We start from the raw sequence: 22,402 nt of genomic DNA on the forward strand, positions 1-22,402 counted from the left end.
AAATTATAAAAATGGGAAGTTAGTCAATCTTTAGGGAAGACCATAAGCTCATAAATGTTTAAATTAAGGCCTGTAAGAGGTGAGATTTGTGAAGGGCTTATGGTTTATCCTTCTTAAGTTGCCTGTAAAGTAACCTGTATTCTCACGACCAAAAGGAAAAATCATCCCATGCGAAATTCTATCCTGGTACTTTTCATGATTCTTGGTATTGGAGTGTTACCTGCACAAGAAATGACCCCTACCAAGCTCTATGAAATAATTGAAAAAGAGGCCGATACTGTCAAGGTAAATGGGAATCAATACCAGTTTTTGTTTAATGAGGCCATGTTGATCTGCGTTTTTGATGAAAATGCGAATCGCATGCGAATCATTTCACCCATTGTGGAACGGGACAAGCTTGGTGAGGAAGAATTATTGAACGCCTTAGTCGCCAACTTTCATTCCGCTTTGGATGTAAAATACGCCCTTAGTGATGAGATTATTTGGTCCGTATATACCCATCCGCTGAAGGAACTTTCAGAACATCAAGTGGTTGATGCCATTCAGCAAGTATATGCCGCGGCGCTGACCTTTGGCAGCAGCTATTCAAGCACCAATTTGGTATTTCCGGGAAACAAGAAAAAAGTGGAAAAACCCAAAGCCAAACCGCTTAAAAAGACCTAGTAGCTATATTCGGGAATCCGCCCTTGGACTCCCTTGAAAAAGGCACGGATTTTTTTGAAATCCTGTTGAATGTCCTCTGTTGGTAAAAATGGCTCCGCTATCTTTACCTGTTTATTTCCAAAGTCAAACGCAACCATAACGATGGGAACTTGGGCTTTTTTGGCAATGTGATAGAACCCTGTTTTCAGAGCGGTTACTTTTTTTCGGGTTCCTTCAGGTGCCAATGCAAAGCGGAATGTTTTCCTTTCCTTAAAAATTTCCGCTACACTGTCCACGGTATTGGAGCTCTTGCTCCGATCAATGGGAGCGCCGCCCGTCCATCTAAAAAACCAGCCAAAAGGAGGCTTGAAAAGGCTCTTTTTTCCAATATAGTTCATCTCCTTATTGATCACCTTCCGCACCAAAAGTCCTAAAAAGAAATCCAACCAATGGGTATGGGGAACTACAATTATAACGCATTTATCCAAATCGGGAAAGGCCCCTACCAGCTTCCACCGCAAAACCTTGAAATATAAAAATTTGGCGAGCTGGTGCATCATATCAATACTATTTTAAACAAAAGGAAATGCTTCCTAGATTCGGGAGTAGAGCTCTTGGAGTCGCTCAGGGGTCATAATGCTTTTCCAATCCTTCCCCAGTGCATTTTCCCACAATGCGCACATTCCCAATGACACCTCTACCATGGTATCAAAATCACTTTGTGAAAGGTTTGAACATATACCTTTGGGCATTTGAATATTATGTTTTGAAAGCATCTGGTTAAAGAGCTTCACTCCCTCTGGATAAAACTCCTCCAAGTGTTGAAACACCAAACAGTTTCCAATACCATGCTTGATTCCCAAAAGGTAGGACAGACCATAACTCATGGCGTGTGCTATCCCCACCTGGGAATACGCAATGCTCATCCCCCCATGCCAAGAGGCCATCATAAGCATATCCCTTGCGGCCTCCTCTGGATGATCCCCCAAGAAAACTTCCTTGCACAAATCCAACGCCTTTTCGCCATAGCTTTGACTAAAAGCGTTCAAATAGGTTCCTTCCAAAGATTCTATGCAATGGATAAAACAGTCCATTCCCGTGTAGAACCACTGTTCTTTGGGTACGGTTTGTGTTAAATCTGGATCCAGGATTACCTGGTCAAAGGTGGTATGGTCAGAGTTGATGCCCAGTTTTTTCTCAGGTCCCAATAGTACCGTGGTGCGCGAAACTTCTGCTCCTGTTCCGCTTATGGTTGGAATCCCGACATGGTATATGGCGGGACGCTGAACCAAATCCCACCCTTGATAATCCTGTGCCAAGCCATCATTGTTCAAAAGTATGGATACCGCTTTGGCCAAATCCAGTAGGGTTCCCCCTCCTATTCCAACAATTCCTGAAGGAAGTTCATCAAAATTCTCCCGAATCCTTGTAACCAAGGCATCCACCTGTGCAGTTTTTGGCTCTTCATCTGCCGAAATAAAGATCAGCTCATCGTTGAACATCAAAGGAATTTCATTGGCCAAACTCCTGTTTTCAAAAAAGTCATCCAATAAAAAGATAAAGGGAGCGTCAGAATTTCGTCTTTGGGGCAGTAGTATTTCACCCAATTGGGAAAAACTTCCTTTTCCAAAAATCACCCTGGGAACCATGGGGAAGTTCCGGTACGAGGTATTTTTTGATATGGTCTCCTTGCTTTCCAAGTTATAGTTCGTCTTCATTAATTTTCCAAGTACTTTAGAACATCCTTGAGATTGTTCAATTTCAGATGATTGTTTATCTGTTCATCTTCAGCAACCATTTCATGCGCCCAAGTGGTATGAAAGGGTACATGAATGGCTTTGGCCCCGATATTCAAAATGGGTAGGACATCCGATTTAAGGGAGTTGCCAATCATCAGGAACTCCGAGACATCTATCTCCAAATGCTCCAATAGATTGCGGTAATTGTTCTCTTTTTTATCACTTAAGACTTCTACGTGATGAAAATATTTAGAAATTCCGGACTTCTGCAACTTTCGTTCCTGATCCAATAAATCGCCTTTGGTAAGCACAATAAGCCTGTACTTATGCTCCAATTTGGACAATACTTCCTCTACCCCATCCAATAATTCTACGGGGTGGGAAATCATTTTTTTGCCCAATTCCAAAATCTCGGTTAAGGTTTGCTGGGATATTCGGTTGTTGGATAAATCCAATGCAGTCTCGATCATGGACAGCACAAAACCCTTTACTCCATATCCATAAAGTTCCAGGTTTTGCATTTCAACCTTGAAAAGTTCCTGGTCAATCTTGTTTTTGGTTTCATATCCTTCCAACAACTCTGCGAAACGTTCCTCGGTCTCCCTAAAATAGGTTTCGTTTACCCAGAGTGTGTCGTCGGCATCAAAACCAATGACCTTTATGTCTTTAAAATCTATATCCATGCTTTTTTGGCTCGTTCTAGGTCTTCGGGGGTATCAATTTCAATGCCGGTCACGTGAGTTTCCACCATTTTTATTTTTTTTCCATATTCCAAAAATCGGATGGCCTCAATTTTTTCCTTGGCCTCCAAAGAGCGCATGGGCAGTCTTTGAAAATCCATTAGGGCCCTTTTTCTAAAGGCATATATGCCCTTGTGTTTGTAATAGATGGCTTCTACCTCTTCATCTCTTGGATAAGGTATTGGTGACCTTGAAAAATACAGGGCAAAATCCTCCTTGTCCACAATGACTTTTACCGTGTTCGGATTTGCAATTTCGTCCCAATCTGTAATCGGGGTCATCAAAGAAGCCAAGTCAATCTCTTCGGTATCATCGCTTTTGAACACCTCAATTACCTTTGTTAGACTTTCCTTGTCTATAAAGGGCTCATCACCTTGCACATTGATTACGATGTCCACATCCATGCTTTCCACGGCCTCTGCAATTCTATCACTTCCACTTTCATGCTGGTGCTTACTGCGAAGCGCCTTTCCTCCTATGGAAGTGATTACGTCATAAATAACATCATTGTCCGTGACCACAAACACTTCATCAAACAAACCTGTTTGGACCGCTGCCTCATAGGTACGAACAATAACCGGTTTGCCTTTTAAATCCTGCATTAGTTTAGCCGGAAATCTAGAGGCCTGGTACCTGGCCGGTATCATGGAAATAATCTTCACCTAACTTGCTTAAAGGTTTATCTAACTACTTTTTGGCCGCAATTTGCGATAAATTCTAAAAATGACGACCAAAATAATGATTACTAGAATAGCGGCAATGGGTGGCACCAAAATAGAGGCTGTGGATACGACCACGGCCGTACCTGTCTCTACGGTGGATACCACAGGGTTCGCCACACCGCCGGTAGTTGCTGTTGAGGTTAGTCTTCCTGCTGCATTGGCCCCTTTTATGGCGGTTGCCGTACCACCTCCTGCTATAATGGCAAGAGACCAGGTTACCACGGGATCAAGGTTGGCCACTGTGGATACCACCACTGCAGTTCCGGCAATAGCTGCCAAGGGAACGGCCAAACTGTCCAGGGCATTGTCTACCCATGGGATGAAATAAGCGAATATTTCAACCAAGGTGGCCACACCCAAGGTAATCAAGGCGGCCAAACTGCCAATCCATTCCCAATTATCATTGAGATCCCAAACTCCAAGATACGCAGCCAAACTCAGCGCGAATAGGGGCAGAAAAACCCTAAATCCAACTGAGGCGGCCAGGCCAATGCCCAAAAAAATGCTTATTATGGTATCTGGTGTCATGCCCATGGCTTTGTCTAAAATAGAATATTCCTAGTCAAGAAAAAAATCATCCTTGAATCCTATCAAAAATAGTTTTTCCTTGGCCCGGGTTACCGCAGTGTACAACCATCTCAGATAATCTTTGTCCACCCCATTGGGTAGATAGGGTTGTTCCACAAAGACATTATTCCACTGCCCACCTTGTGACTTATGACAGGTTATTGCATAGGAAAACTTCACCTGCAGAGCGTTAAAGAACTTGTTGTTCTTCACACCCAAAAACTTTTTGTACTTGGATTTTTCATGATCGTAATCCTTCATCACCTCTTGATACAGCCTATTGCCATCTTCATAAGAAAGTGAAGGGGTCTCAGCCTTGATCGTATCCAAAAGTAAAACAGTTTCAAAGGGTCTTTGATTAGGGTAATCCACCATTTTAACCTTGACCTCTGCAAACGAAAACCCATACAATTCCTTGATAGCAAAGAGCTCCAGGATTTCCAAAATATCTCCGTTGGCAATAAAGCCTGCTTCAGAATTGGGCCGAAGCCAGAAATAATTGTTCTTGACTACCATCATATAATCCCCAACAGCAATTTCGTTGTCCAGAAAAAGAATGCGCTCCCTAATATTTTGATTGTACAAGTTTGCCCTTTTATTGGATCGCACCACGATTGCCGTTTCCTCCTTACCATCATTTGAATAAGAGGAATCAATGGCCTCTTGGATTTCGGTACCGTCCACCAATCGGACTACATCCTTAAAGGAGCCCAATTCAAATTGAAAGGCATCATAGAATTGGGTCTGTAACTGTTCCCTTAAGTGTGTTGCATTATAAAGGATACCCGAATCATGGGTTTGCCGCATTACTTCATCCAACTCCAGACTCTCCACCTCCTTATTGTAATTCAGTGCTATCCTATCCTCTTCCAAAGCAGGACTTAAATCCAGTTTAACCGGGGGCAACTGTGCGGTATCACCAATCAGTAACAATTTGCAGTTATGGCCAGAATATACATAATACATCAAGTCATCTAAGAGAGACCCATTTTCAAATAATTTGGAATCTGCAGGGGTATCTGGAATCATGGAAGCCTCATCCACTATAAATAGGGTATTGCGGTGCTTGTTGGGAGCCAATACAAACTGAATACCTCCCCCAGATTGTTTTTTGGGAAAGTATATCTTTTTATGAATGGTGAACGCCTTTGTTCCAGAGTACACGGACATTACCTTAGCGGCCCTTCCCGTAGGGGCCAATAAAACGGAACCCATTCTTATTTTCCACAAGCTATTGACCACTGTTCCCACCAAGGTTGTTTTACCCGTTCCCGCAAACCCTTTTAAAAGGAAAACCCGCTCTTCCTTCTTGGCAAAAACAAAGTTGGAAAGCTTCTCCAATGCAATGTTCTGTTTAAGGGTGGGCTCATGCGGAAATTTCTGGTATAGAATCTCTAAAAATCCAGAAGGTGTAGGGTCTGTCATAGGCTGGTTTGGATGGTATGGATTTTTAAAGCAAAAAGTTTCGTGATTAAAAAAAAATTGTAGATTTGTCAGTAACCGCTAAATTAACTAAGAAAGACAATATTCGCATGTTAAACTTAATTCTTATTGTTGTTGTTATTTGCCTTGTGACCATAGGCCTTGTATTCCTAATTGACAGATTTTTGCCTCAAAAAATCAAGCCTGTTTTGGTAATTGCCTTTGGCCTTTTGAGCATTTTTCTTGGCTACAAAATCTATCAATCCATCAATGCCCCCATTGAGTTCAAAAAGGTAAGAAAAGAAAGGTTTTCCCGTGTTATCGCCAAGCTAAAGGATATCAGGGATTCCCAAGAAGCCTATAAAGCAGTAAACGGACGATTTGCCAGCAATTTCAATAGCTTGGTTCAGTTTGTAGATACTGGAAGTTATACCATTACCAGCCAGAAGGATTCTTCCTTCATGCGTTATGATAAGGTATACCAAATTGATTTGCAAGTTGATACTGTGATCATAGATACTTTAGGGTTTATCAAGGTAAAGGACTCCCTTTTCAAAAATGATGATCGCTATAAGACCATGATGGACATTCCCTATGCCCAGGGTGGAGAAAAATTTGAAATGAAAGCTGATATCATTGACAAGCAAGGATATAAAGCTCCCGTTTTCGAAGCCAAAGCAAAGAAGGATTTGGTGTTATACGACCAACCTACGGATCTATTGGCTAGAGAAAATGCCCATCAAAGTGTGGAAGAGGTAAATGGAACAGAAATTAAGGTTGGTTCGCTTACCGATGTGAGTACCAATGGAAACTGGCCTCCAATCTATGACAGAAAAGACCAATAATATCTCGGAGCAAAATTCCGAAAACACTTTTAAGAAATTGTCCATTCAAGTTGGTTTGAATGGACTTTCTTTTTGTGTGCTGGATACCATTTCCAATGAGATTCTGGCATTTGAAAAGGTAAGTTTCAAAACGGCTTCCACCCCCTATTTACTCCTTAAAGAGCTCAAAGCAGTGCTCAACAAGAATAGCACGGTGGGCACCAACTTTTCAGAAGTGGTGGTCATTCATAAAAATGGCCTGTTTAGTCTTGTGCCCAAAGCTTTGTTCAAAAAAGAGGAGCTTGCCAACTATTTAAAGTTCAATGCCAAAATAATGGCCAATGATCATATTGCCCATGATGAAATTGCCAACCACGACCTTGTCAATGTTTATGTTCCGTTTGCCAATGTGAACAACCATATATTTGATCTTTTCGGAGCCTTCGAGTTTAAACATACAGGTACCGTCTTAATTTCCACATTATTGAACCAGACACGGGCTACATCCCAACCTGTGTGTTATGTTCATGTGGCGGAAAAGGAAATGGAAATTGTGGTCATATCGGATAAAAAGCTGCTCTTTTACAACCATTTTGAATACAAGACCAAGGAGGATTTCCTTTATTTTTTGCTCTTTAGCTTGGAACAACTGCAGATTGATTTGGAGCAAGTGCAACTCAAGTTGTTTGGCCTTGTGGAGGAAGGGGATGCCATTTTTGAACTTTGCTATTCGTATATCCAATCTGTTTCAGTTTTCGTTCCCGTGGATTCCAACTATCCTTTAGATCAATTGGAGAGTCAAGCCATTGATTTTACTTCTTTAAGCAAGTTGTAATGCGAATTATTTCCGGCAAGTACAAGGGCAAAAGGCTTACCGCACCAAAAAAACTTCCCGTCAGACCAACGACGGATATGGCCAAAGAAGGACTTTTCAACATTCTGAACAATCGATATTTCCTGGATGATGTCAAGGTTGTGGATTTGTTTGCAGGCACGGGTAACATCAGTTTTGAATTCGGTTCCAGAGGAAGCAAGGAAATTATTGCTGTTGACAGCTTTTCTGGTTGCGCCCAGTTTATTTCCAAAACAGCAAAGGAACTGGATTTTCCCATTGTTGCCATTAAATCGGATGTGTTCCGTTTTTTGGAGCGTACCAAGGAACAAGCCAACATCATCTTTGCCGACCCTCCTTATAATTTTGATACAGACCAATTTCTTAAAATCGTAGATCTGGTCTTTGAAAGTAACCTATTACTGGATGAGGGACTCCTGATTGTGGAACACGCGGCCCAAACCAATCTCTCCCAGCATCATCAATTTTCCGAAAAAAGGAAGTACGGGGGAAGTGTTTTCAGCTTTTTTGAAGTTGGAGAGTCGGAATAACCGAATGCCATAGTTAATCGAAAAAAAGCAGGCCATAAGCCGGATTCTGTATGTCCTTATCATTTATCTAGGCATTTGGTTGCCCAAAAGCTCTAACCGCCTACCCTCCAATTTGGGCGTGCAGCCCTCAAACACTGGTATACGTGGCGTTTCACCGCATAGAGTTTACCTGATTTCACTACAGCCTAACTGTACTTGCTTTCTGTTGCACTGGTCCTCGTTTTTCAACGGACGGGCGTTACCCGCTATGCCGCACTATGGTGTCCGGACTTTCCTCCCCAATCCCAAAGGGATTGCGGCGATAAGGTGGCCTGCTGGCGGCAAAGGTAAACCAATTGTTAATAAAAAAAAGCGATGAAGTTCCTCCCCCTATTTCTTTGCCGCTTCCTATTTTTATATTTGTAGTAAAGCAAAACCTTACCCTTTGGAACCGTTTATTGTATCGGCACGAAAATACAGACCCCAAACCTTTAAAGATGTTGTGGGACAAGGTGCCATTACCAATACTCTGGACAATGCCATTGAAAACAATCATTTGGCCCAAGCCTTGCTTTTCTGCGGCCCTCGTGGAGTAGGTAAAACCACCTGTGCACGAATCTTGGCCAAAAAAATCAATCAGGACGGTACGGAACGGGAAGATGAGGATTTTGCCTTCAATATTTTTGAGCTTGATGCGGCTTCAAATAACTCTGTGGATGACATTCGAAGTCTTATAGACCAAGTTCGTATACCCCCACAGGTCGGTAAGTACAAAGTCTATATTATAGACGAGGTACATATGCTCTCCCAGTCTGCTTTCAATGCGTTTTTAAAGACCTTGGAAGAGCCACCCAAGCATGCCATTTTTATCCTAGCCACCACCGAAAAGCACAAGATTATCCCAACCATTTTATCCCGCTGTCAGATTTTCGATTTCAAGCGGATTACGGTCAAGGATGCTGCGGATTACCTAAAATATATAGCAGAAGAACAAGGGATTAAGGCTGAGGAAAGTGCGCTTCATATCATTGCGCAGAAGGCGGATGGTGCCATGAGGGATGCCTTGTCCATTTTTGATAGGGTAGTAAGTTTCTCGGGGAAAGAGTTGACTCGTAAGGCGGTCACCGAAAATTTGAATGTACTGGATTACGATACCTACTTCTCCACCACCGATTTAATCTTGGACAATAACATCCCCGATTTATTGATTCTGCTCAATAAAACCTTATCCTTGGGATTTGATGGGCATCATTTCATCACAGGCCTGGCCTCCCATTTTAGGGATTTGATGGTTTGCCAGCATCAAGATACCCATGCCCTATTGGAAGTTGGTGAGGATGTAAAACAGCAGTATAAAGACCAGGCGAAGAAGGTAGATCAGCAGTTTTTATTGAAAGCTTTGGAAATTGCCAATGATTGCGACCTCAAGTACAAGACCAGCAAAAACCAACGCCTTTTAGTTGAACTCACCTTGATGAAATTGGCCTCCATTACGTTTAATGGAGAAAAAAAAAACCTTGATTTCATAGTTCCCGCCTCTTTCTTTAAGACCACGGAGGAAAGAATAGACGCCCCAGCTCCAAAACAAGAATCCGAAGCAAAGGAAATAGATGTATCTGAACCTGTTGCCGTTCCAACAGAGGCACCAGAGGTTGAAGACAAGGTTGAGATAACTCCTCCAACCCCTACTCCAAAAATCCATATAAAGTCTGCTGAAAGGAGAGTTTCGGGATTATCACTGCGCAGTATTAAAACCAAGAAAGCGCATGAAAATGTGAAGGTACCTGCCATAAATCAGGAAGATTTACCCAAAGAAAAGTTCAGTGAAGCGGACATGCAATCCCATTGGAACGATTTTGTACAACATTTAGAGGATAAGGGTCGTAAAATCTTGGCCAGTAATCTTCAAACCGATGTTCCCAAGCTAAAGGACGAACAAACCATTTGGATTGAACTTCCCAACAGTACCATGAAAAAGGAGGTGGAGCGGGAACAAAGTCTTATGATGGATTTCCTGAAGCAAAAACTGAACAACCATTCCATCAGTTTGTATATCACAGTCAATGAGGAAGTAGCCAAGAAATTTGCGTTTACCCCTGAGGAGAAATATGAAAAGCTCCGGGAAAAAAATCCGGCCATTGACATGCTTCGCCAAGAGTTTGACCTCGACTTTTAAGCCCGCCCTATTGGTCGAATACGCTTATCTTTACCCCCTAAAACAAAATCAAGAACAATGCTGGGATTAAAACTGCCAACAGACCCGAGATGGGTGAATATTGTGGAGAAGAACATTGAAGAAATTCTTACCGATCATGCGTATTGCGAGCAAAAGGCAGCCAGTATGGCCATCTCCCTGATAATAGGGTTTCCCGAAAAATCTGATTTGGTCAAGGAAATGACCGCTTTGGCAAGAGAGGAAATGGGCCATTTTAATATGGTACATGACAAAATACTAAAAAGAGGCTGGGTACTTGGTAGGGAACGCAAGGATGAGTATGTGATTGAACTTATGAAGTTCTTCCCTAAGGGAGGCAGCAGGGAAACCCACCTTATACACAAATTACTCTACGCCGCCATGATTGAAGCCAGAAGTTGTGAGCGATTTAGATTGCTTTCCGAAGAAATCAACGATGCGGAACTATCTGAATTCTATAGAAGTCTGATGGCCAGTGAAGCCAATCATTATACCATGTTCCTAAAATTTGCACGTAAATACGGAAATCGTGAGGAAGTGGATGAAAAATGGCAGCAATTATTGGAATATGAGGCGGAACTCATGAAAAATCTGGGCAAAAGGGAAACCATGCACGGTTAATCCTCCTGGTAATATAATGTCTTGATCATTCCATCTGCCAAACCAATCTTGGGTACATGAATTTTTTTGGCACCACTCCATTTGGCCGCGGAGAGAAAAATTTTGGCTGCCGGAATGATTACATCCGCCCTATCCTGATTTAATCCCAGCTCAGAAATCCTATCCTCATAATCCATACTGTTCAAGAAATGATATTGGGCATTTAGCCAAATGTAGGACAAAGGCTGGCCCATTTTCCTTCCAGACATCTTGTGTAATTTATTGATGTTTCCTCCGGAACCGATAATCTCAACTTTGGTCTCCCCCTTCAAATTTGTTTGAATCCAATCTTGGACAACATCCCACAACCCGTTATCTACCAAGCCTTTAAGAATTCTAACCGTACCTATCTTAAAGGATTTTGAAACCTTGAGCTCTCCCCTGATGAAAATGGTGAACTCTGTACTTCCCCCTCCCACATCCACATAGAGGTAAGCTCTATCTTTTTTGATAAGCTCCTTCAAGTCGGTCGAGGCAATGATTGCCGCTTCTTTTTTACCATCAATAATCTCTATCCCAATCCCCGATTCCTGGAGTACTTTGGCAACCACCTCGTCACCGTTTCGGGCTTCCCTTAATGCAGAAGTCGCAGTGGCCATATATTTTTCCACCCCATAAATTTCCATCAACAAATCGAAGGATTTCATGGTTTTGATCAAGCGTTGCAAGCTGTGTTCCGAAATTTCCCCTTTGGTAAAGGAATCTTCCCCCAACCTGACGGGTACACGGATAAGGGCACTTTTTTTAAACGAAGGAAGTTTGTCTTCATGCTCAATAACATTGTGCACCAACAACCTAACGGCATTGGAACCAATATCAATTGCTGCCAACTTGCGAATTATCAATTTGGAAGAATTAGGATTCTAATTTCAGTTTGTAATAGTCATACAGGGCGAACTGGGATCTCGTTTCAGCGTCTTCTGCTGTTTTCTCCCGATATGCATTGTCCTGATTAGCGGAAAAAATCCTGGCTTTTTGGTTGTCCTTCCATGAAATATCGAAAGTATCCAGTAGTTCCTGTTTGATATCTGGGTCGTAAATTGGGCAACCTACCTCTACCCTAAAGTCAAGATTTCGTGTCATCCAGTCTGCGGAAGAAATATAGATTTTGGGCTCACCTTCATTTCCAAAAATGAAAAGTCTTGGATGTTCCAAAAACTTGTCCACCACACTGATGGCCTCAATATTCTCACTCATACCGGCTACCCCAGGAATCAAGCAACATACGCCCCTAATAATAAGCTGCACCTTTACTCCTGCCCTACTTGCCTCGTAGAGCTTGTCCACCATCTTGTATGAGGTAAGACTATTCATCTTAATCTTGACAAAGGCTTCCTTTCCCACCAAGGCATTGGCAATCTCATTGTCTATGAGTTTCATAAAGGTAGACTTGGTATAGTGAGGAGAAACTACAAGATGTTTGTATTTATGAATCTTGTAGTTGGTTTCAAAAAAGTCAAATACCCTGGCCATTTCTTTGAGGATTCCCTCATGGGAGGTAAACAGGGTATAATCCGTATAGATTTTGGCTGTGGATTCATTGAAATTCCCCGTACTTATGAATCCATATCTGGTTATGCCTTCGGACTCTTCCCGCTCCACCAAGCAAATCTTACTATGCACTTTAAGCCCAGGGACACCAAATATCAGTCGGATGCCCTCTGCCTGAAGTTGGTTGGCATATTTGATATTGGCTTGTTCGTCAAATCTGGCCTGCAATTCAATTTGCACTGTGACCTGCTTTCCATTTTTGACCGCATTGATCAATGCCGAGGCTATTTGGCTATCATTGGCGAGTCTGTAAATAGTGATTTTGATAGCCCTAACCTTTGGATCCAACGCTGCCTCCCTTAAAAATTTGGTGACATAGGAAAAGGTATGATAAGGCGTATAGATCATGTAGTCCTTTTGGGCTATCAGTTCCAACAGACTACCGTTCATACTAAATCCCTTTACAGGTAGCGGCTCTATCTTTTTGTACATGAGATCGTGGCGTCCCAAACTAGGGAATCCCATATAATCACGTCGGTTGTGATAACGTCCTCCAGGAATAACACTGTCAGTGTCCACTATGTTCATTTTCTCTTTCAGGAACTGGAGTGTATCCTTGTCTATACTTTTGTCATAAACAAAACGTACGGGATCACTGATCTTTCTATGCTCCACACTGGAAGAGATCTTTTGGATAAAACTCTTGGTTAAATCATTGTCAATATCCAACTCGGCGTCTCGGGTAATCTTGATCATATGAGCGGAAATGGACTCAAATTCGAACATGGTAAACACGCTGTCCAAACAAAAGCGAATGAGGTCATCCAAAACAATGATATAGTTTTTATCCCCTTCCTTTGGCAGCACAATAAAGCGGTCTATCCCTTTCGGTATCTCAATCAGTGCATATCTGTTGTTATTGGGGGTGCCATTTTCATTTTTCATGACCATTTTCACCGCCAAATAAGCAGCCGTATCCTTTAATAAGGGGAATTCCGTCAGGTCGTTTAGGATAATGGTCATCAACTCCTGGTTCACCTTCTTGAAAAAGTATTCCCGAATGAACTCAGCCTGGTTTTCATTGATTTCATCCTCGTTGATGATAAAAATGTTCTCCTCCTTAAGCTCTTCCTCTATACTTTCCAGAATTTCTTGGCTACGTGCTTGTTGTTCAATAACTATCTTGGTGATTTCCTCCAACAAATCCTTGGCCTTTTCACCCCCTAAAACACTCTTTCCTTTTTTTCCAGCATCCACAATGCGTTTGACTGTTGCATACCGTACTTTGAAAAACTCATCCAGATTATTGCTGAATATTCCCAAGAACCTTAACCGGTCTATCAGCGGAACTTTTTTATCCACACTTTCCTGGAGTACCCTTGCATTAAAATGCAACCAACTGATTTCCCTGTTTACGTATTCGTTCTTTACTTTAATCATGAATTATTTAAGGTGTTTTGGAAAAATTACCGTTTCTGAAGTTCCTTTTGCCACTTTATCCCAACGATCCACGTTGAATTTGATGTGAACCAGTCCCGACGTGGGAACGTTATCAATATACTGATCTCCCCAAGTATTTGCAAGCGTTGTGAAGGCATAATTATGTCCAAAGATCATAACGGTTTGGTGACTATTATCCAGACCATGAACGAAGTTTGCAACGCTATTACCAGAAAAGTCATAAAGTGCTTCCTTGACCTGAAAATTGTCCAGATCAAAGCCGATATTCCTAAGAACGATCATACTGGTGTGAAGTGCCCTGTTGGCTGGACTTGAAAACGCAAAATCAATCGAAGGCTTATTTTCAGCAAATTTTTTGGACACTAGGCCCGCATCCCTTATCCCCCGTTCCTTTAATGGTCTGTCTTTGTCAGAAACATCGTATTCCCAGGACGATTTCCCATGTCTGACCAGAATTATTTGTTTCATTGTAATCGCTTTATGGTGCCAATCGTTCTATCTTCCAATTCAAATCCTCCTGAAGTTCATATCTAATTCTGTCATGAAGCCGGTTCGGCCTTCCCTGCCAAAATTCAATGGATACCGGTCGTACCAGATAACCACCCCAATGCTTGGGTCTTTCAATTTCCTTTCCCTCCAGTTCTTTCTCTAATTCAGCAAGCTTCTTTTCCAATACCTCCCGTGAACCAATAACTTCACTCTGATCTGACACCACAGCACCCAGCTGACTGCCCACAGGTCTTGATTCGAAATAGCCATCGGACAGGTTCTCAGCAATTTTTTCAGCCTTTCCCTTTATGATCACCTGACGCTCCAAATTGGGCCAAAAAAAGGAAAGACATACAGCAGGATTCGCCAAAATGGCCTTGCCTTTTTCGCTATTGTAATTGGTATAAAAAATAAACCCCTCGTGTGTGTATTTTTTCATCAGCACCACCCGGTTCTTTGGATAGCCATCCAAACCCATGGTGGAAATGGTCATGGCGTTGGGTTCATCAGGTCCACCAGCAGCCTCAATCTCATAAAACCACTTTTGAAACTGCTCCAGTGGATTTTCCTTGATGGAACCTTCCACCAAGCTACTTTTTTCGTATGATTTGCGATAACTGCTTAAGTCTTCTTGCATATTCCCAAATAGGTTCTACACAAATTTCAACAAAAGAAGGCAGAATAGAAAGGCAGAAAGGACTAGATATCAAAAGATTTTCCGTCATCGGCCAAGGCCACCCTGGGAAATACCTCCAAGGCTTCCTCTTTGAATAGGTCGATGGACTTGTACCTCGTAGAATAATGTCCCAAAATCAAACTCCCCACATTTGCCTTTTGCGCAATCTGGGCAGCTTGTTTGGCTGTTGCATGCTTTGTTTTTCGACACAATCGGGACTCAGCCTCCAAAAAAGTGGACTCGTGGTACAAGACATCCACATTTTCAATTAGCGGTAAGATGGTTTCGTTATAGGCTGTATCACTACAAAAAGCATAACTTCTGGGATTTGGCGGGTCCAATGTAAGTTTTTGATTGGCAACTTCAACTCCGTTGGCTGTTTTCCCATTGGCCCCATTCTTTATGTTGTTGAATTGACTGCGGTCAATATCATGTTCCGCAACCGCACTTACATCCAGCTTTCTTGGTGCTGGCTTTTCTTTAAATAAAAAGCCATTGGTGTACACTCTATGATCAAGGGGGATGGTCTGCACGCTTACAGCATCATCCTCAAACACCAACTCCGTATCCTTGGATTCAAGTTCGTGAAAAATCAATGGGTAGTTGGTCCAAGAATCCCCTAGTTTTAAAAACAAGGTTACTGCTTCTTTAATCCCTTTTGGGCCGTAAATATGTAATTCAGATTCCCGACCCAGTAACCTAAAGGTGGAAATAAGGCCTGGAAGTCCAAAAAAATGATCCCCATGCAAATGGGAAATAAAAATATGTTTGATTCGGGAAAACTTAACCTTGTATTTTCTTAACTGTACTTGGGTACCTTCTCCGCAGTCAATTAAAAAAATATGATTTCTAACCTCCAGGACTTGGGAGGTAGGGTTGGTAAAGGTTCGCGGGGTGGCCGAATAGCAGCCAAGAATAGTGAGTTTCATTTAATTGAAAATGGAAAGTGGAAAACTAACAATGGAAAGTGGATAATTAAAAGTGGAAAATTGATATTCTCTAAACATCAGGAGTTCAATTTGGAGGTTTTTACAATAGCCGCTAATAATTTTATTAGCTGCGTTACTTCGTCATTTAACTTCTCAAATTCCCTTTTTTCCATATAATCGGAATTCATTAACAAATCCAACCAATATCTTGTTTCATTCGCCTCTTTTAAGGAAATGGACATTTTATGAATAAATTCTTTTTTACTTTCTGCATGTTCCGCTTCCCTCACTAATGCCCCAATAGAGGTTCCCGATCTAAGAATTTGTTTTGATAGCACAAATTCCTTTTTTTCATTTACAAGTTTTTTAGCTAAACCTACTATTCCTAAAGCAAATCGAAAACTCTTCTCCTCAATAACATTCTTCCTCCTCGTTTCCAATCACTTTCAATTTTTCATTTTTGATTTTCCATTCAAATCCCGAGGTCGCGCTCAATTTCTTCCATTTCTATAAGATCCTTAGCCTCTTGAATGGTTGGCACCACATTTATTTCATCAGGAATTTCATCATAGGAAACCTTATTGGTCACTAGAATGAATGATTTGTTGGTGCTTCTATGTGTCGTTGAGATATCCAAAAATTCCAATACATCTCCAGCTGATAATTTACTGAACGAGAACAAGTTCACAATAATGTTATCGTGCTTGATTTTGGGATACCCTTTTCTCAAGTTATCCAGGAAGGTTTTAAGGGAGGTTTTTTCCTGGAAAACAATGGTTGTTGTTCCTTCCTTATCAAAAATCATGATTTTATTTTTTAGCCGCCAGCAAGTAAATTACCGCCATGCGGATGGCTACTCCATTTTCAACTTGCTCTAAGATAATGGATTGATTTGAATCTGCCACATCACTGGTGATTTCCACTCCGCGATTGATGGGGCCTGGGTGCATGATCACAATCTGTTTGTCCAGACTATTAAGTAATGCTTTGTTCACCCCAAATTGTTGGGTGTATTCCCTGGTGGATGGGAAATAGCTAATGTCCATCCGTTCATTTTGAACGCGAAGCATATTGGCCACATCGCACCATTCCAGCGCTTTTCTAAGGTTGGTCTCTACCTTCACCCCCAAAGATTCAATATGCTTTGGAATCAGCGTTTTTGGGCCACATACCTTTACGTTGGCTCCTTGTAGATTTAGTGCAAAAATGTTGGAGAGTGCTACTCGGGAGTGCAAGATATCCCCGACAATCACTACATTTTTTCCGCCCACATCTCCTAATTTCTCACGAATGGAATAGGAATCCAGCAAAGCTTGCGTAGGATGTTCATGGGCACCGTCCCCAGCATTAACGATGGATGCATCCACATGCTTTGATAAAAAGATTCCCGCTCCCGGATTTGGATGGCGCATGACCACCATATCCACTTTCATGGAGAGAATATTATTTACAGTATCAATTAAGGTCTCCCCCTTTTTTACCGAAGACTGGGAAGCTGAGAAGTTGATCACATCTGCAGACAGCCTTTTTTCGGCCAATTCAAAAGAAAGTTTGGTGCGGGTACTGTTTTCAAAGAAAATATTGGCTATGGTAGTATCCCTAAGCGTGGGCACCTTTCTAATAGAACGGTTTATGACTTCCTTAAAATGGTCGGCAGTTTCAAAAATGAGCTCTATATCCTTCTTGTTCAGATACTTAATTCCTAATAAGTGGTCTACACTTAGTTCGCTCATTTTCTATTATTTGTTTACTAAATACACAACATCTTTCCCATCGTTCTCCTCCCACATAACCTTGACCTTTTCCTCATTGATGGCATCTACCTGTCGGCCTCTATAATTGGGCTGGATCGGCAAGTGCCTACTAAATCTTCTGTCTATCAGGGTCAAAAGTTCAATATCTGAAGGTCTACCAAAGGATTGGATTGCAGTGAGGGCTGCTCTGATACTTCTCCCGGTGTAGAGCACATCATCAATAAAAACCACATTTTTGTCCTCCACCAAAAAGTCAATCTTGGTAGTATTGGCTTTCAAGGTCTTATCGCCACGCCCAAAATCATCCCTATAAAAAGTGATGTCCAAAAAACCCAGTTCAATGTCCTTCACCTTGTACTCTTCCCTTAAAATCTTGGTCAATCGCTCCGCTAAAAAGACGCCTCTGGGTTGTATTCCGATTAAGGCCGTGTTTGAAAAATCGAGATGATTTTCTAAAAGTTGACAGGCCAAACGGTGCAGTATGATGTTTATCTCTTTGGAGGTAAGAAGTACTTTTTGACTCATTTGCTAGGCTACCAACTGGGTTGCATGCAAAAGTAAACATTTCTGCCATAGATAACGGTACAAAAAAAGCCCCAACTGTTACCAGCGGGGCTTTTGTTTTGGTAATAAAACCGGATTACTTCTTCTTGGAATCCGCTTCCATTTTATCCTTTAACGCCTGTAATTGTGCATTGGCATCACCAAAAGTAGTTTTGGTCTCCTCTGCAGATGCTGCAGCTTTTCTTCTGGCAGCACTGATATTGCGTTCTTCTTGCTCTCTAAAGATGGCTGTGTGACTTGCCACAACTCTCTTGAAGTCCTTGTTAAATTCAATGATCTTGAAATCAACCTCTTCTCCTTTTCCAAGCTTTTTACCATCTTCTTTTTCCATGTGTCTTGAAGGAACGAATCCTACAATATCCTCATTGAAATTGATGGTTGCTCCTTTGTCAACAACCTCTGAGATAGCTGCCTTGTGAATAGTTCCTTCAGCAAACTCATCGGCATATTTGTCCCATGGGTTTTCGGTAGTCTGCTTGTGACCCAAGCTCAACTTACGTCCTTCCACGTCCAATTCCAATACTTCCACTTCCAAAGTGTCACCAACGGTAACAAACTCAGATGGGTGCTTGATTTTCTTGGTCCAAGATAGGTCGGAGATATAGATCAATCCATCAATACCTTCTTCCATTTCTACAAAGACACCGAAATTGGTAAAGTTTCTAACAATTCCTTTGTGTCTTGATCCAACAGGATACTTGGAAGTGATATCGGTCCATGGGTCTGGTGTCAATTGCTTGATGCCCAAGGACATTTTGCGATCTTCACGATCCAAGGTCAATACAACCGCTTCAACCTCGTCCCCTACTTTTACGAAATCCTGTGCAGATCTCAAGTGGGTAGACCAAGACATTTCAGAAACGTGGATCAATCCTTCAACTCCTTCAGCAACTTCAATAAAGGCACCGTAGTCAGCAATAACAACAACCTTACCTTTTACCTTGTCACCAATTTTGATCTCATCGCCCAAGGCATCCCATGGGTGTTTCTCCAATTGCTTAAGGCCTAGCTGGATTCTGGATTTATTGTCATCAAAATCAAGGATTACAACGTTCAATTTCTGATCCAACTCAACAACCTCGTTCGGGTGGTTGATACGACTCCAGGAAAGATCGGTAATGTGAATCAATCCGTCTACGCCACCAAGGTCGATGAATACTCCGTAAGATGTAACGTTTTTGACCACACCTTCCAATACTTGACCTTTTTCAAGCTGACCGATGATCTCCTTCTTCTGCTCTTCAATATCGGCCTCGATAAGTGCTTTATGGGAAACCACAACGTTCTTGAACTCGTGGTTGATCTTCACCACCTTGAACTCCATGGTCTTTCCTACATACTGATCGTAATCGCGGATTGGCTTCACATCAATTTGAGATCCAGGCAGGAACGCCTCAATTCCAAATACGTCCACGATCATACCACCTTTGGTCCTGCACTTTACAAAACCTTGAACAATTTCCTCTTTGTCATGGGCAGCATTTACGCGATCCCATGCCATGATGGTTCTTGCTTTTCTGTGCGACAATACCAACTGACCGGTTTTGTCTTCACGTATATCAATAAGAACCTCAACTTTGTCCCCTACCTTAAGATCAGGGTTGTAACGGAATTCATTGAGGGAGATAACTCCTTCGGATTTTGCGTTGATGTCGATAATGGCCTCACGATCCGTCATGTGCACCACTTTTCCTTCAACTACCTCCTCATCGGCGGTATCCACAAAATTCTCCTCTACGAGCTTTTCAAACTCGCTCAATTTACTGTCTTCGACCTTTTCAATACCTTCTTCGTACTTGTCCCAGTCGAAGTTTTCCAAAAATTCCTGGGGATCTTGTTGGGTTTGTACTTCTTCTTTAACTTCTACAGCTGCGGCAGTTTCTTCTGCCTCAACTTTTGCTTTTTCTTCAGCCATGTGCTGATATAAATTTGTATTCCACAGTTTTCAAGAGCTTGGCGATGCTGCGGAAGCGATTAATATTATTAACTTTTTTATTGTTCCCTTTTTTCTCTTGCCAATCGCCAAAAAAGGAGTGCAAAAATACAATTAATTCCTTGTTTTACAAACCCTTATTGACACTATTTCAAATCCATGGATTATTAATGATAAATTAAGCCAAAATGTGACTTTTATTGATATCTTGTTTCTTAGTATTAACCATTAAAACATTAAAGAACATTATGAGTGTAAAAGCAAAATATCAAGCAGTTTTGGATTTGGGCCAAGAATTGGCAATAAAGGGAGGTGACGTATCTGAAGAAGGTGGAGTTTTAAAAATCAAAGGTGAGGCCGCTACCCCTTATGAAAAGAACGTTCTTTGGGATAAAATCAAGGAAATAGGTGGACAAAGTCCTTCAGATATCAAAGCCAACATTACTGTGGGCGATGATTCTGTATATCACAGACACACTGTAAAAAGTGGGGAATCATTAAGCAAGATTGCCAAGCATTACTACGGAGATGCCATGAAATACAAACAAATTTTTGAGGCCAATACCAACATCTTGAAGAATCCAGATTTGATTCATCCCGATCAAGAATTGGTGATACCGAATCTGTAAAAACAGTTTTTGGCACAATGCAAGGCGGTCAGGTAATATTACTTGGCCGTTTTTTTGTGTCTAATGGTTTGACATGAACCTGCCTGCCGGCAGGCAGGTTTCACAAATTTTCACTAATAACAAACGATAATTTCCAAGGTTTTCTGCCAACAAGTCCGTCAATCCATAAACTACATCCGTCAAATCAAAAGGGGCATAGGTTAAGTTCTATTTTCATTTTTTCGCTGAAATTCCCGAACTTCACTTATAGCATGCAAAAAATGAATCATTAGAGCATTTTTCAGCTTGCTGTCGGCAACCCTTCGAATGAAAGCGCAACTAATCAAGTCCATTTCAAAACACGTTAAACTAAATTCTGAAGAAGAAAATTTAATTGATGTGTTTTGGAAGGAGAAAATGCTTGAAAAAGGAGATTATCTGTTGAGAAACGGAGAAATTTGCCGCACTGATAATTTTGTGGTTGATGGAACACTAAAGGCTTTTTACATCAACCCCGAAACAGGAAAGGAGGAAATCCTCTATTTTGCCGTGGAAAATTGGTGGGCAACGGATATTGAAAGTTTTCAAAAACAAAAAGCTTCGATTTACAACATTCAAACCATCGAAAAAACTACACTGTTACAGATCCACCACGACGCCTTTCAGGAAATGCTAAAGCAAATTCCAAAACTTGAGCGTTTTTTTAGAGTCATCCTTGAAAATTACCTTGGGAGTTTACAGCGCAGAATAATCTTAAATAACACTCTTGACGCCGAACACCGATATTTGGACTTTTTGAAAAATTACCCAAAGATCGCCGAAAAAGTACCCAACTATCTAATTGCTTCCTATTTGGGAATTACCCCTGAATTTTTGAGTAGAATGCGAAAAAAAATCCAAGCATCTTAACCTACATCAATTTTTTGCAATTGCCTAATTCGGAACTTTGTTTCACAATCAAAATTTAAGAATATGAACAAAGTATTGATCATCAACGCAAGTGTTAGAAGGGAAAAATCGCACAGTAGAAAACTAACACAACTTTTTGAGGACAACTGGAAAAAGAAAAATCCGAACGACCAATTTACCTATCGAGAAGTTGGATTGGAAGAAATACCGCCAATAAACGAAAAATGGATTGCAAGTGCGTTTATCAAACCAAGTGAAAGAACAAGCGAAAACCAGTTGGGTGTTAGGTTTAGCAACGAATTGGTTGAAGAGTTTAAGGGACATAACATTTATGTTTTGGGTACGCCAATGTACAACTGGTCAATTCCGAGCGGTTTAAAATCTTACATCGACCAACTTATGAGGATCAACGAAACTTGGAAATTCCGATCAGGTGAACCAGACGGAGATTATGTTGGACTTCTTGAAAATAAAAAAATGTTTGTTCTGTCAAGTCGTGGGGACACAGGTTATGGAGAAAACGAAAAAAACGAGCATATGAATTTCCAAACCACCTACTTAAAGTTCGTTTTCGGGATAATGGGAATAAAGGACATTTCAATAATTTCATTGGACAACGAAGAGTTTGGTGGAGAAATTTTTGAGAACTCTAAAAAGGAAATCTACCAAAAGATTGAACAGATTTGAAAAACGGCTGCGAACAAAATGTACAAGCC

The 22,402-nt window shown here is 41.4% G+C and carries 25 protein-coding genes and 1 other RNA gene; 9 read left to right on the forward strand and 17 right to left on the reverse strand.

Annotation, left to right across the window (positions count from 1 at the left end):
• Nucleotides 1–168: 168 nt before the first annotated feature.
• The gene (locus ACRHOZ_RS08085; RefSeq protein ID WP_431124400.1) at nt 169–663 is read left to right on the forward strand and encodes a hypothetical protein; all 495 of its coding nucleotides are present in this window, start codon (nt 169–171) and stop codon (nt 661–663) included.
• Here the strand turns inward: ACRHOZ_RS08085 and ACRHOZ_RS08090 are convergent.
• Genes ACRHOZ_RS08090 through ACRHOZ_RS08115 form a run of 6 tightly spaced genes read right to left on the reverse strand, consistent with a single transcriptional unit; the run spans nt 660 to nt 5,835 of the window.
• Complete coding sequence (locus tag ACRHOZ_RS08090) at nt 660–1,199, reverse strand: 1-acyl-sn-glycerol-3-phosphate acyltransferase (RefSeq protein WP_431124631.1); 540 nt, start codon at nt 1,197–1,199, stop codon at nt 660–662. The genes ACRHOZ_RS08085 and ACRHOZ_RS08090 overlap by 4 nt on opposite strands.
• 36 nt (nt 1,200–1,235) lie before the next feature.
• Nucleotides 1,236–2,360, reverse strand: coding sequence for an iron-containing alcohol dehydrogenase family protein (locus ACRHOZ_RS08095; RefSeq protein ID WP_431124403.1), 1,125 nt, complete (start codon nt 2,358–2,360; stop codon nt 1,236–1,238).
• Nucleotides 2,360–3,064 (reverse strand): HAD family hydrolase, encoded by a 705-nt coding sequence (locus ACRHOZ_RS08100; RefSeq protein WP_431124406.1) that lies wholly within the window; start codon nt 3,062–3,064, stop codon nt 2,360–2,362. Before ACRHOZ_RS08100 ends, ACRHOZ_RS08095 begins: the two co-directional genes overlap by 1 nt.
• The gene (kdsB, locus tag ACRHOZ_RS08105) at nt 3,055–3,768 is read right to left on the reverse strand and encodes a 3-deoxy-manno-octulosonate cytidylyltransferase (RefSeq protein ID WP_431124633.1); all 714 of its coding nucleotides are present in this window, start codon (nt 3,766–3,768) and stop codon (nt 3,055–3,057) included. The genes ACRHOZ_RS08100 and kdsB overlap by 10 nt, the downstream gene beginning before the upstream one ends.
• 36 nt (nt 3,769–3,804) lie before the next feature.
• Nucleotides 3,805–4,371 carry a DUF4126 domain-containing protein gene (locus tag ACRHOZ_RS08110; RefSeq protein ID WP_431124409.1) on the reverse strand — a complete coding sequence of 189 codons (567 nt, stop codon included), beginning with the start codon at nt 4,369–4,371 and terminating at the stop codon, nt 3,805–3,807.
• A gap of 30 nt (nt 4,372–4,401) precedes the next feature.
• Nucleotides 4,402–5,835 carry an ATP-dependent DNA helicase gene (locus ACRHOZ_RS08115; protein ID WP_431124412.1) on the reverse strand — a complete coding sequence of 478 codons (1,434 nt, stop codon included), beginning with the start codon at nt 5,833–5,835 and terminating at the stop codon, nt 4,402–4,404.
• 194 nt (nt 5,836–6,029) lie between these two features.
• Here ACRHOZ_RS08115 and ACRHOZ_RS08120 point away from each other — a divergent pair, with 194 nt between their 5' ends.
• Genes ACRHOZ_RS08120 through ACRHOZ_RS08130 form a run of 3 tightly spaced genes read left to right on the forward strand, consistent with a single transcriptional unit; the run spans nt 6,030 to nt 8,039 of the window.
• The gene (locus ACRHOZ_RS08120; protein ID WP_431124635.1) at nt 6,030–6,677 is read left to right on the forward strand and encodes a hypothetical protein; all 648 of its coding nucleotides are present in this window, start codon (nt 6,030–6,032) and stop codon (nt 6,675–6,677) included.
• Nucleotides 6,658–7,491 carry a DUF3822 family protein gene (locus tag ACRHOZ_RS08125; protein ID WP_420399190.1) on the forward strand — a complete coding sequence of 278 codons (834 nt, stop codon included), beginning with the start codon at nt 6,658–6,660 and terminating at the stop codon, nt 7,489–7,491. Before ACRHOZ_RS08120 ends, ACRHOZ_RS08125 begins: the two co-directional genes overlap by 20 nt.
• The gene (locus ACRHOZ_RS08130) at nt 7,491–8,039 is read left to right on the forward strand and encodes an RsmD family RNA methyltransferase (RefSeq protein WP_431124416.1); all 549 of its coding nucleotides are present in this window, start codon (nt 7,491–7,493) and stop codon (nt 8,037–8,039) included. The genes ACRHOZ_RS08125 and ACRHOZ_RS08130 overlap by 1 nt, the downstream gene beginning before the upstream one ends.
• 20 nt (nt 8,040–8,059) lie before the next feature.
• Here the strand turns inward: ACRHOZ_RS08130 and rnpB are convergent.
• An RNA gene (gene rnpB / locus ACRHOZ_RS08135) (RNase P RNA component class A) lies at nt 8,060–8,357 on the reverse strand.
• A gap of 106 nt (nt 8,358–8,463) precedes the next feature.
• Between rnpB and ACRHOZ_RS08140 the strand changes: the two genes are divergently transcribed.
• The gene (locus tag ACRHOZ_RS08140) at nt 8,464–10,194 is read left to right on the forward strand and encodes a DNA polymerase III subunit gamma/tau (RefSeq protein ID WP_431124418.1); all 1,731 of its coding nucleotides are present in this window, start codon (nt 8,464–8,466) and stop codon (nt 10,192–10,194) included.
• A gap of 57 nt (nt 10,195–10,251) precedes the next feature.
• Nucleotides 10,252–10,833: a tRNA-(ms[2]io[6]A)-hydroxylase gene (locus ACRHOZ_RS08145; protein WP_431124421.1), complete on the forward strand. Its 582-nt coding sequence runs from the start codon at nt 10,252–10,254 to the stop codon at nt 10,831–10,833.
• On the opposite strand, the gene ACRHOZ_RS08150 is transcribed toward ACRHOZ_RS08145, so the two are convergent.
• The 10 genes from ACRHOZ_RS08150 to rpsA form a co-directional block, all read right to left on the reverse strand.
• Nucleotides 10,830–11,717, reverse strand: a complete 888-nt coding sequence (locus tag ACRHOZ_RS08150; protein WP_431124424.1) for a Ppx/GppA phosphatase family protein — start codon at nt 11,715–11,717, stop codon at nt 10,830–10,832. The genes ACRHOZ_RS08145 and ACRHOZ_RS08150 overlap by 4 nt on opposite strands.
• Before the next feature lie 10 nt (nt 11,718–11,727).
• The gene (ppk1, locus tag ACRHOZ_RS08155) at nt 11,728–13,803 is read right to left on the reverse strand and encodes a polyphosphate kinase 1 (RefSeq protein WP_431124427.1); all 2,076 of its coding nucleotides are present in this window, start codon (nt 13,801–13,803) and stop codon (nt 11,728–11,730) included.
• Between the two features lie 3 nt (nt 13,804–13,806).
• On the reverse strand, nt 13,807–14,292 hold the full coding sequence (locus tag ACRHOZ_RS08160; RefSeq protein ID WP_431124430.1) for a SixA phosphatase family protein: 486 nt from the start codon (nt 14,290–14,292) through the stop codon (nt 13,807–13,809).
• Between the two features lie 10 nt (nt 14,293–14,302).
• The gene (gene pdxH, locus ACRHOZ_RS08165; RefSeq protein ID WP_431124433.1) at nt 14,303–14,950 is read right to left on the reverse strand and encodes a pyridoxamine 5'-phosphate oxidase; all 648 of its coding nucleotides are present in this window, start codon (nt 14,948–14,950) and stop codon (nt 14,303–14,305) included.
• 62 nt (nt 14,951–15,012) lie between these two features.
• On the reverse strand, nt 15,013–15,918 hold the full coding sequence (locus ACRHOZ_RS08170) for a ribonuclease Z (RefSeq protein ID WP_431124436.1): 906 nt from the start codon (nt 15,916–15,918) through the stop codon (nt 15,013–15,015).
• 77 nt (nt 15,919–15,995) lie between these two features.
• Nucleotides 15,996–16,358, reverse strand: coding sequence for a four helix bundle protein (locus ACRHOZ_RS08175; RefSeq protein WP_431124439.1), 363 nt, complete (start codon nt 16,356–16,358; stop codon nt 15,996–15,998).
• Nucleotides 16,359–16,390: 32 nt separating this feature from the next.
• Nucleotides 16,391–16,723, reverse strand: coding sequence for a ribonuclease Z (locus ACRHOZ_RS08180; protein WP_431124442.1), 333 nt, complete (start codon nt 16,721–16,723; stop codon nt 16,391–16,393).
• 4 nt (nt 16,724–16,727) lie between these two features.
• The gene (locus ACRHOZ_RS08185; RefSeq protein ID WP_431124445.1) at nt 16,728–17,651 is read right to left on the reverse strand and encodes an aspartate carbamoyltransferase catalytic subunit; all 924 of its coding nucleotides are present in this window, start codon (nt 17,649–17,651) and stop codon (nt 16,728–16,730) included.
• Between the two features lie 6 nt (nt 17,652–17,657).
• Nucleotides 17,658–18,197, reverse strand: coding sequence for a bifunctional pyr operon transcriptional regulator/uracil phosphoribosyltransferase PyrR (gene pyrR / locus ACRHOZ_RS08190; RefSeq protein ID WP_420399179.1), 540 nt, complete (start codon nt 18,195–18,197; stop codon nt 17,658–17,660).
• A gap of 115 nt (nt 18,198–18,312) precedes the next feature.
• Complete coding sequence (gene rpsA / locus ACRHOZ_RS08195; RefSeq protein WP_431124448.1) at nt 18,313–20,151, reverse strand: 30S ribosomal protein S1; 1,839 nt, start codon at nt 20,149–20,151, stop codon at nt 18,313–18,315.
• Between the two features lie 266 nt (nt 20,152–20,417).
• Here rpsA and ACRHOZ_RS08200 point away from each other — a divergent pair, with 266 nt between their 5' ends.
• The 3 genes from ACRHOZ_RS08200 (at nt 20,418) to ACRHOZ_RS08210 (ending at nt 22,373) form a co-directional block, all read left to right on the forward strand.
• The gene (locus ACRHOZ_RS08200; protein ID WP_431124451.1) at nt 20,418–20,798 is read left to right on the forward strand and encodes a LysM peptidoglycan-binding domain-containing protein; all 381 of its coding nucleotides are present in this window, start codon (nt 20,418–20,420) and stop codon (nt 20,796–20,798) included.
• A 306-nt stretch (nt 20,799–21,104) separates the two neighbouring features.
• The gene (locus ACRHOZ_RS08205) at nt 21,105–21,686 is read left to right on the forward strand and encodes a Crp/Fnr family transcriptional regulator (protein WP_431124454.1); all 582 of its coding nucleotides are present in this window, start codon (nt 21,105–21,107) and stop codon (nt 21,684–21,686) included.
• Between the two features lie 63 nt (nt 21,687–21,749).
• Entirely contained in the window at nt 21,750–22,373 is a 624-nt protein-coding gene (locus ACRHOZ_RS08210) for an FMN-dependent NADH-azoreductase (protein ID WP_431124457.1), read from the forward strand.
• The last annotated feature ends 29 nt before the right edge of the window (nt 22,374–22,402 follow it).

It is taken from the genome of Flagellimonas flava (assembly GCF_050617915.1).
GTDB classification, from domain to species: Bacteria; Bacteroidota; Bacteroidia; order Flavobacteriales; family Flavobacteriaceae; genus Flagellimonas; species Flagellimonas flava_A.

Coding starts and splice junctions, on each gene's coding strand:
- ACRHOZ_RS08085 (WP_431124400.1), top strand. CDS start 169: ATGCGAAATTCTATCCTGGTACTTTTCATGATTCTTGGTATTGGAGTG.
- ACRHOZ_RS08100 (WP_431124406.1), bottom strand. CDS start 3,064: ATGGATATAGATTTTAAAGACATAAAGGTCATTGGTTTTGATGCCGAC.
- ACRHOZ_RS08180 (WP_431124442.1), bottom strand. CDS start 16,723: ATGATTTTTGATAAGGAAGGAACAACAACCATTGTTTTCCAGGAAAAA.
- ACRHOZ_RS08160 (WP_431124430.1), bottom strand. CDS start 14,292: ATGAAACAAATAATTCTGGTCAGACATGGGAAATCGTCCTGGGAATAC.
- ACRHOZ_RS08110 (WP_431124409.1), bottom strand. CDS start 4,371: ATGACACCAGATACCATAATAAGCATTTTTTTGGGCATTGGCCTGGCC.
- ppk1 (WP_431124427.1), bottom strand. CDS start 13,803: ATGATTAAAGTAAAGAACGAATACGTAAACAGGGAAATCAGTTGGTTG.
- pdxH (WP_431124433.1), bottom strand. CDS start 14,950: ATGCAAGAAGACTTAAGCAGTTATCGCAAATCATACGAAAAAAGTAGC.
- ACRHOZ_RS08170 (WP_431124436.1), bottom strand. CDS start 15,918: ATGAAACTCACTATTCTTGGCTGCTATTCGGCCACCCCGCGAACCTTT.
- ACRHOZ_RS08130 (WP_431124416.1), top strand. CDS start 7,491: ATGCGAATTATTTCCGGCAAGTACAAGGGCAAAAGGCTTACCGCACCA.
- ACRHOZ_RS08090 (WP_431124631.1), bottom strand. CDS start 1,199: ATGCACCAGCTCGCCAAATTTTTATATTTCAAGGTTTTGCGGTGGAAG.
- ACRHOZ_RS08185 (WP_431124445.1), bottom strand. CDS start 17,651: ATGAGCGAACTAAGTGTAGACCACTTATTAGGAATTAAGTATCTGAAC.
- ACRHOZ_RS08115 (WP_431124412.1), bottom strand. CDS start 5,835: ATGACAGACCCTACACCTTCTGGATTTTTAGAGATTCTATACCAGAAA.
- pyrR (WP_420399179.1), bottom strand. CDS start 18,197: ATGAGTCAAAAAGTACTTCTTACCTCCAAAGAGATAAACATCATACTG.
- rpsA (WP_431124448.1), bottom strand. CDS start 20,151: ATGGCTGAAGAAAAAGCAAAAGTTGAGGCAGAAGAAACTGCCGCAGCT.
- ACRHOZ_RS08210 (WP_431124457.1), top strand. CDS start 21,750: ATGAACAAAGTATTGATCATCAACGCAAGTGTTAGAAGGGAAAAATCG.
- ACRHOZ_RS08095 (WP_431124403.1), bottom strand. CDS start 2,360: ATGAAGACGAACTATAACTTGGAAAGCAAGGAGACCATATCAAAAAAT.
- ACRHOZ_RS08125 (WP_420399190.1), top strand. CDS start 6,658: ATGACAGAAAAGACCAATAATATCTCGGAGCAAAATTCCGAAAACACT.
- kdsB (WP_431124633.1), bottom strand. CDS start 3,768: ATGATACCGGCCAGGTACCAGGCCTCTAGATTTCCGGCTAAACTAATG.
- ACRHOZ_RS08145 (WP_431124421.1), top strand. CDS start 10,252: ATGCTGGGATTAAAACTGCCAACAGACCCGAGATGGGTGAATATTGTG.
- ACRHOZ_RS08205 (WP_431124454.1), top strand. CDS start 21,105: ATGAAAGCGCAACTAATCAAGTCCATTTCAAAACACGTTAAACTAAAT.
- ACRHOZ_RS08200 (WP_431124451.1), top strand. CDS start 20,418: ATGAGTGTAAAAGCAAAATATCAAGCAGTTTTGGATTTGGGCCAAGAA.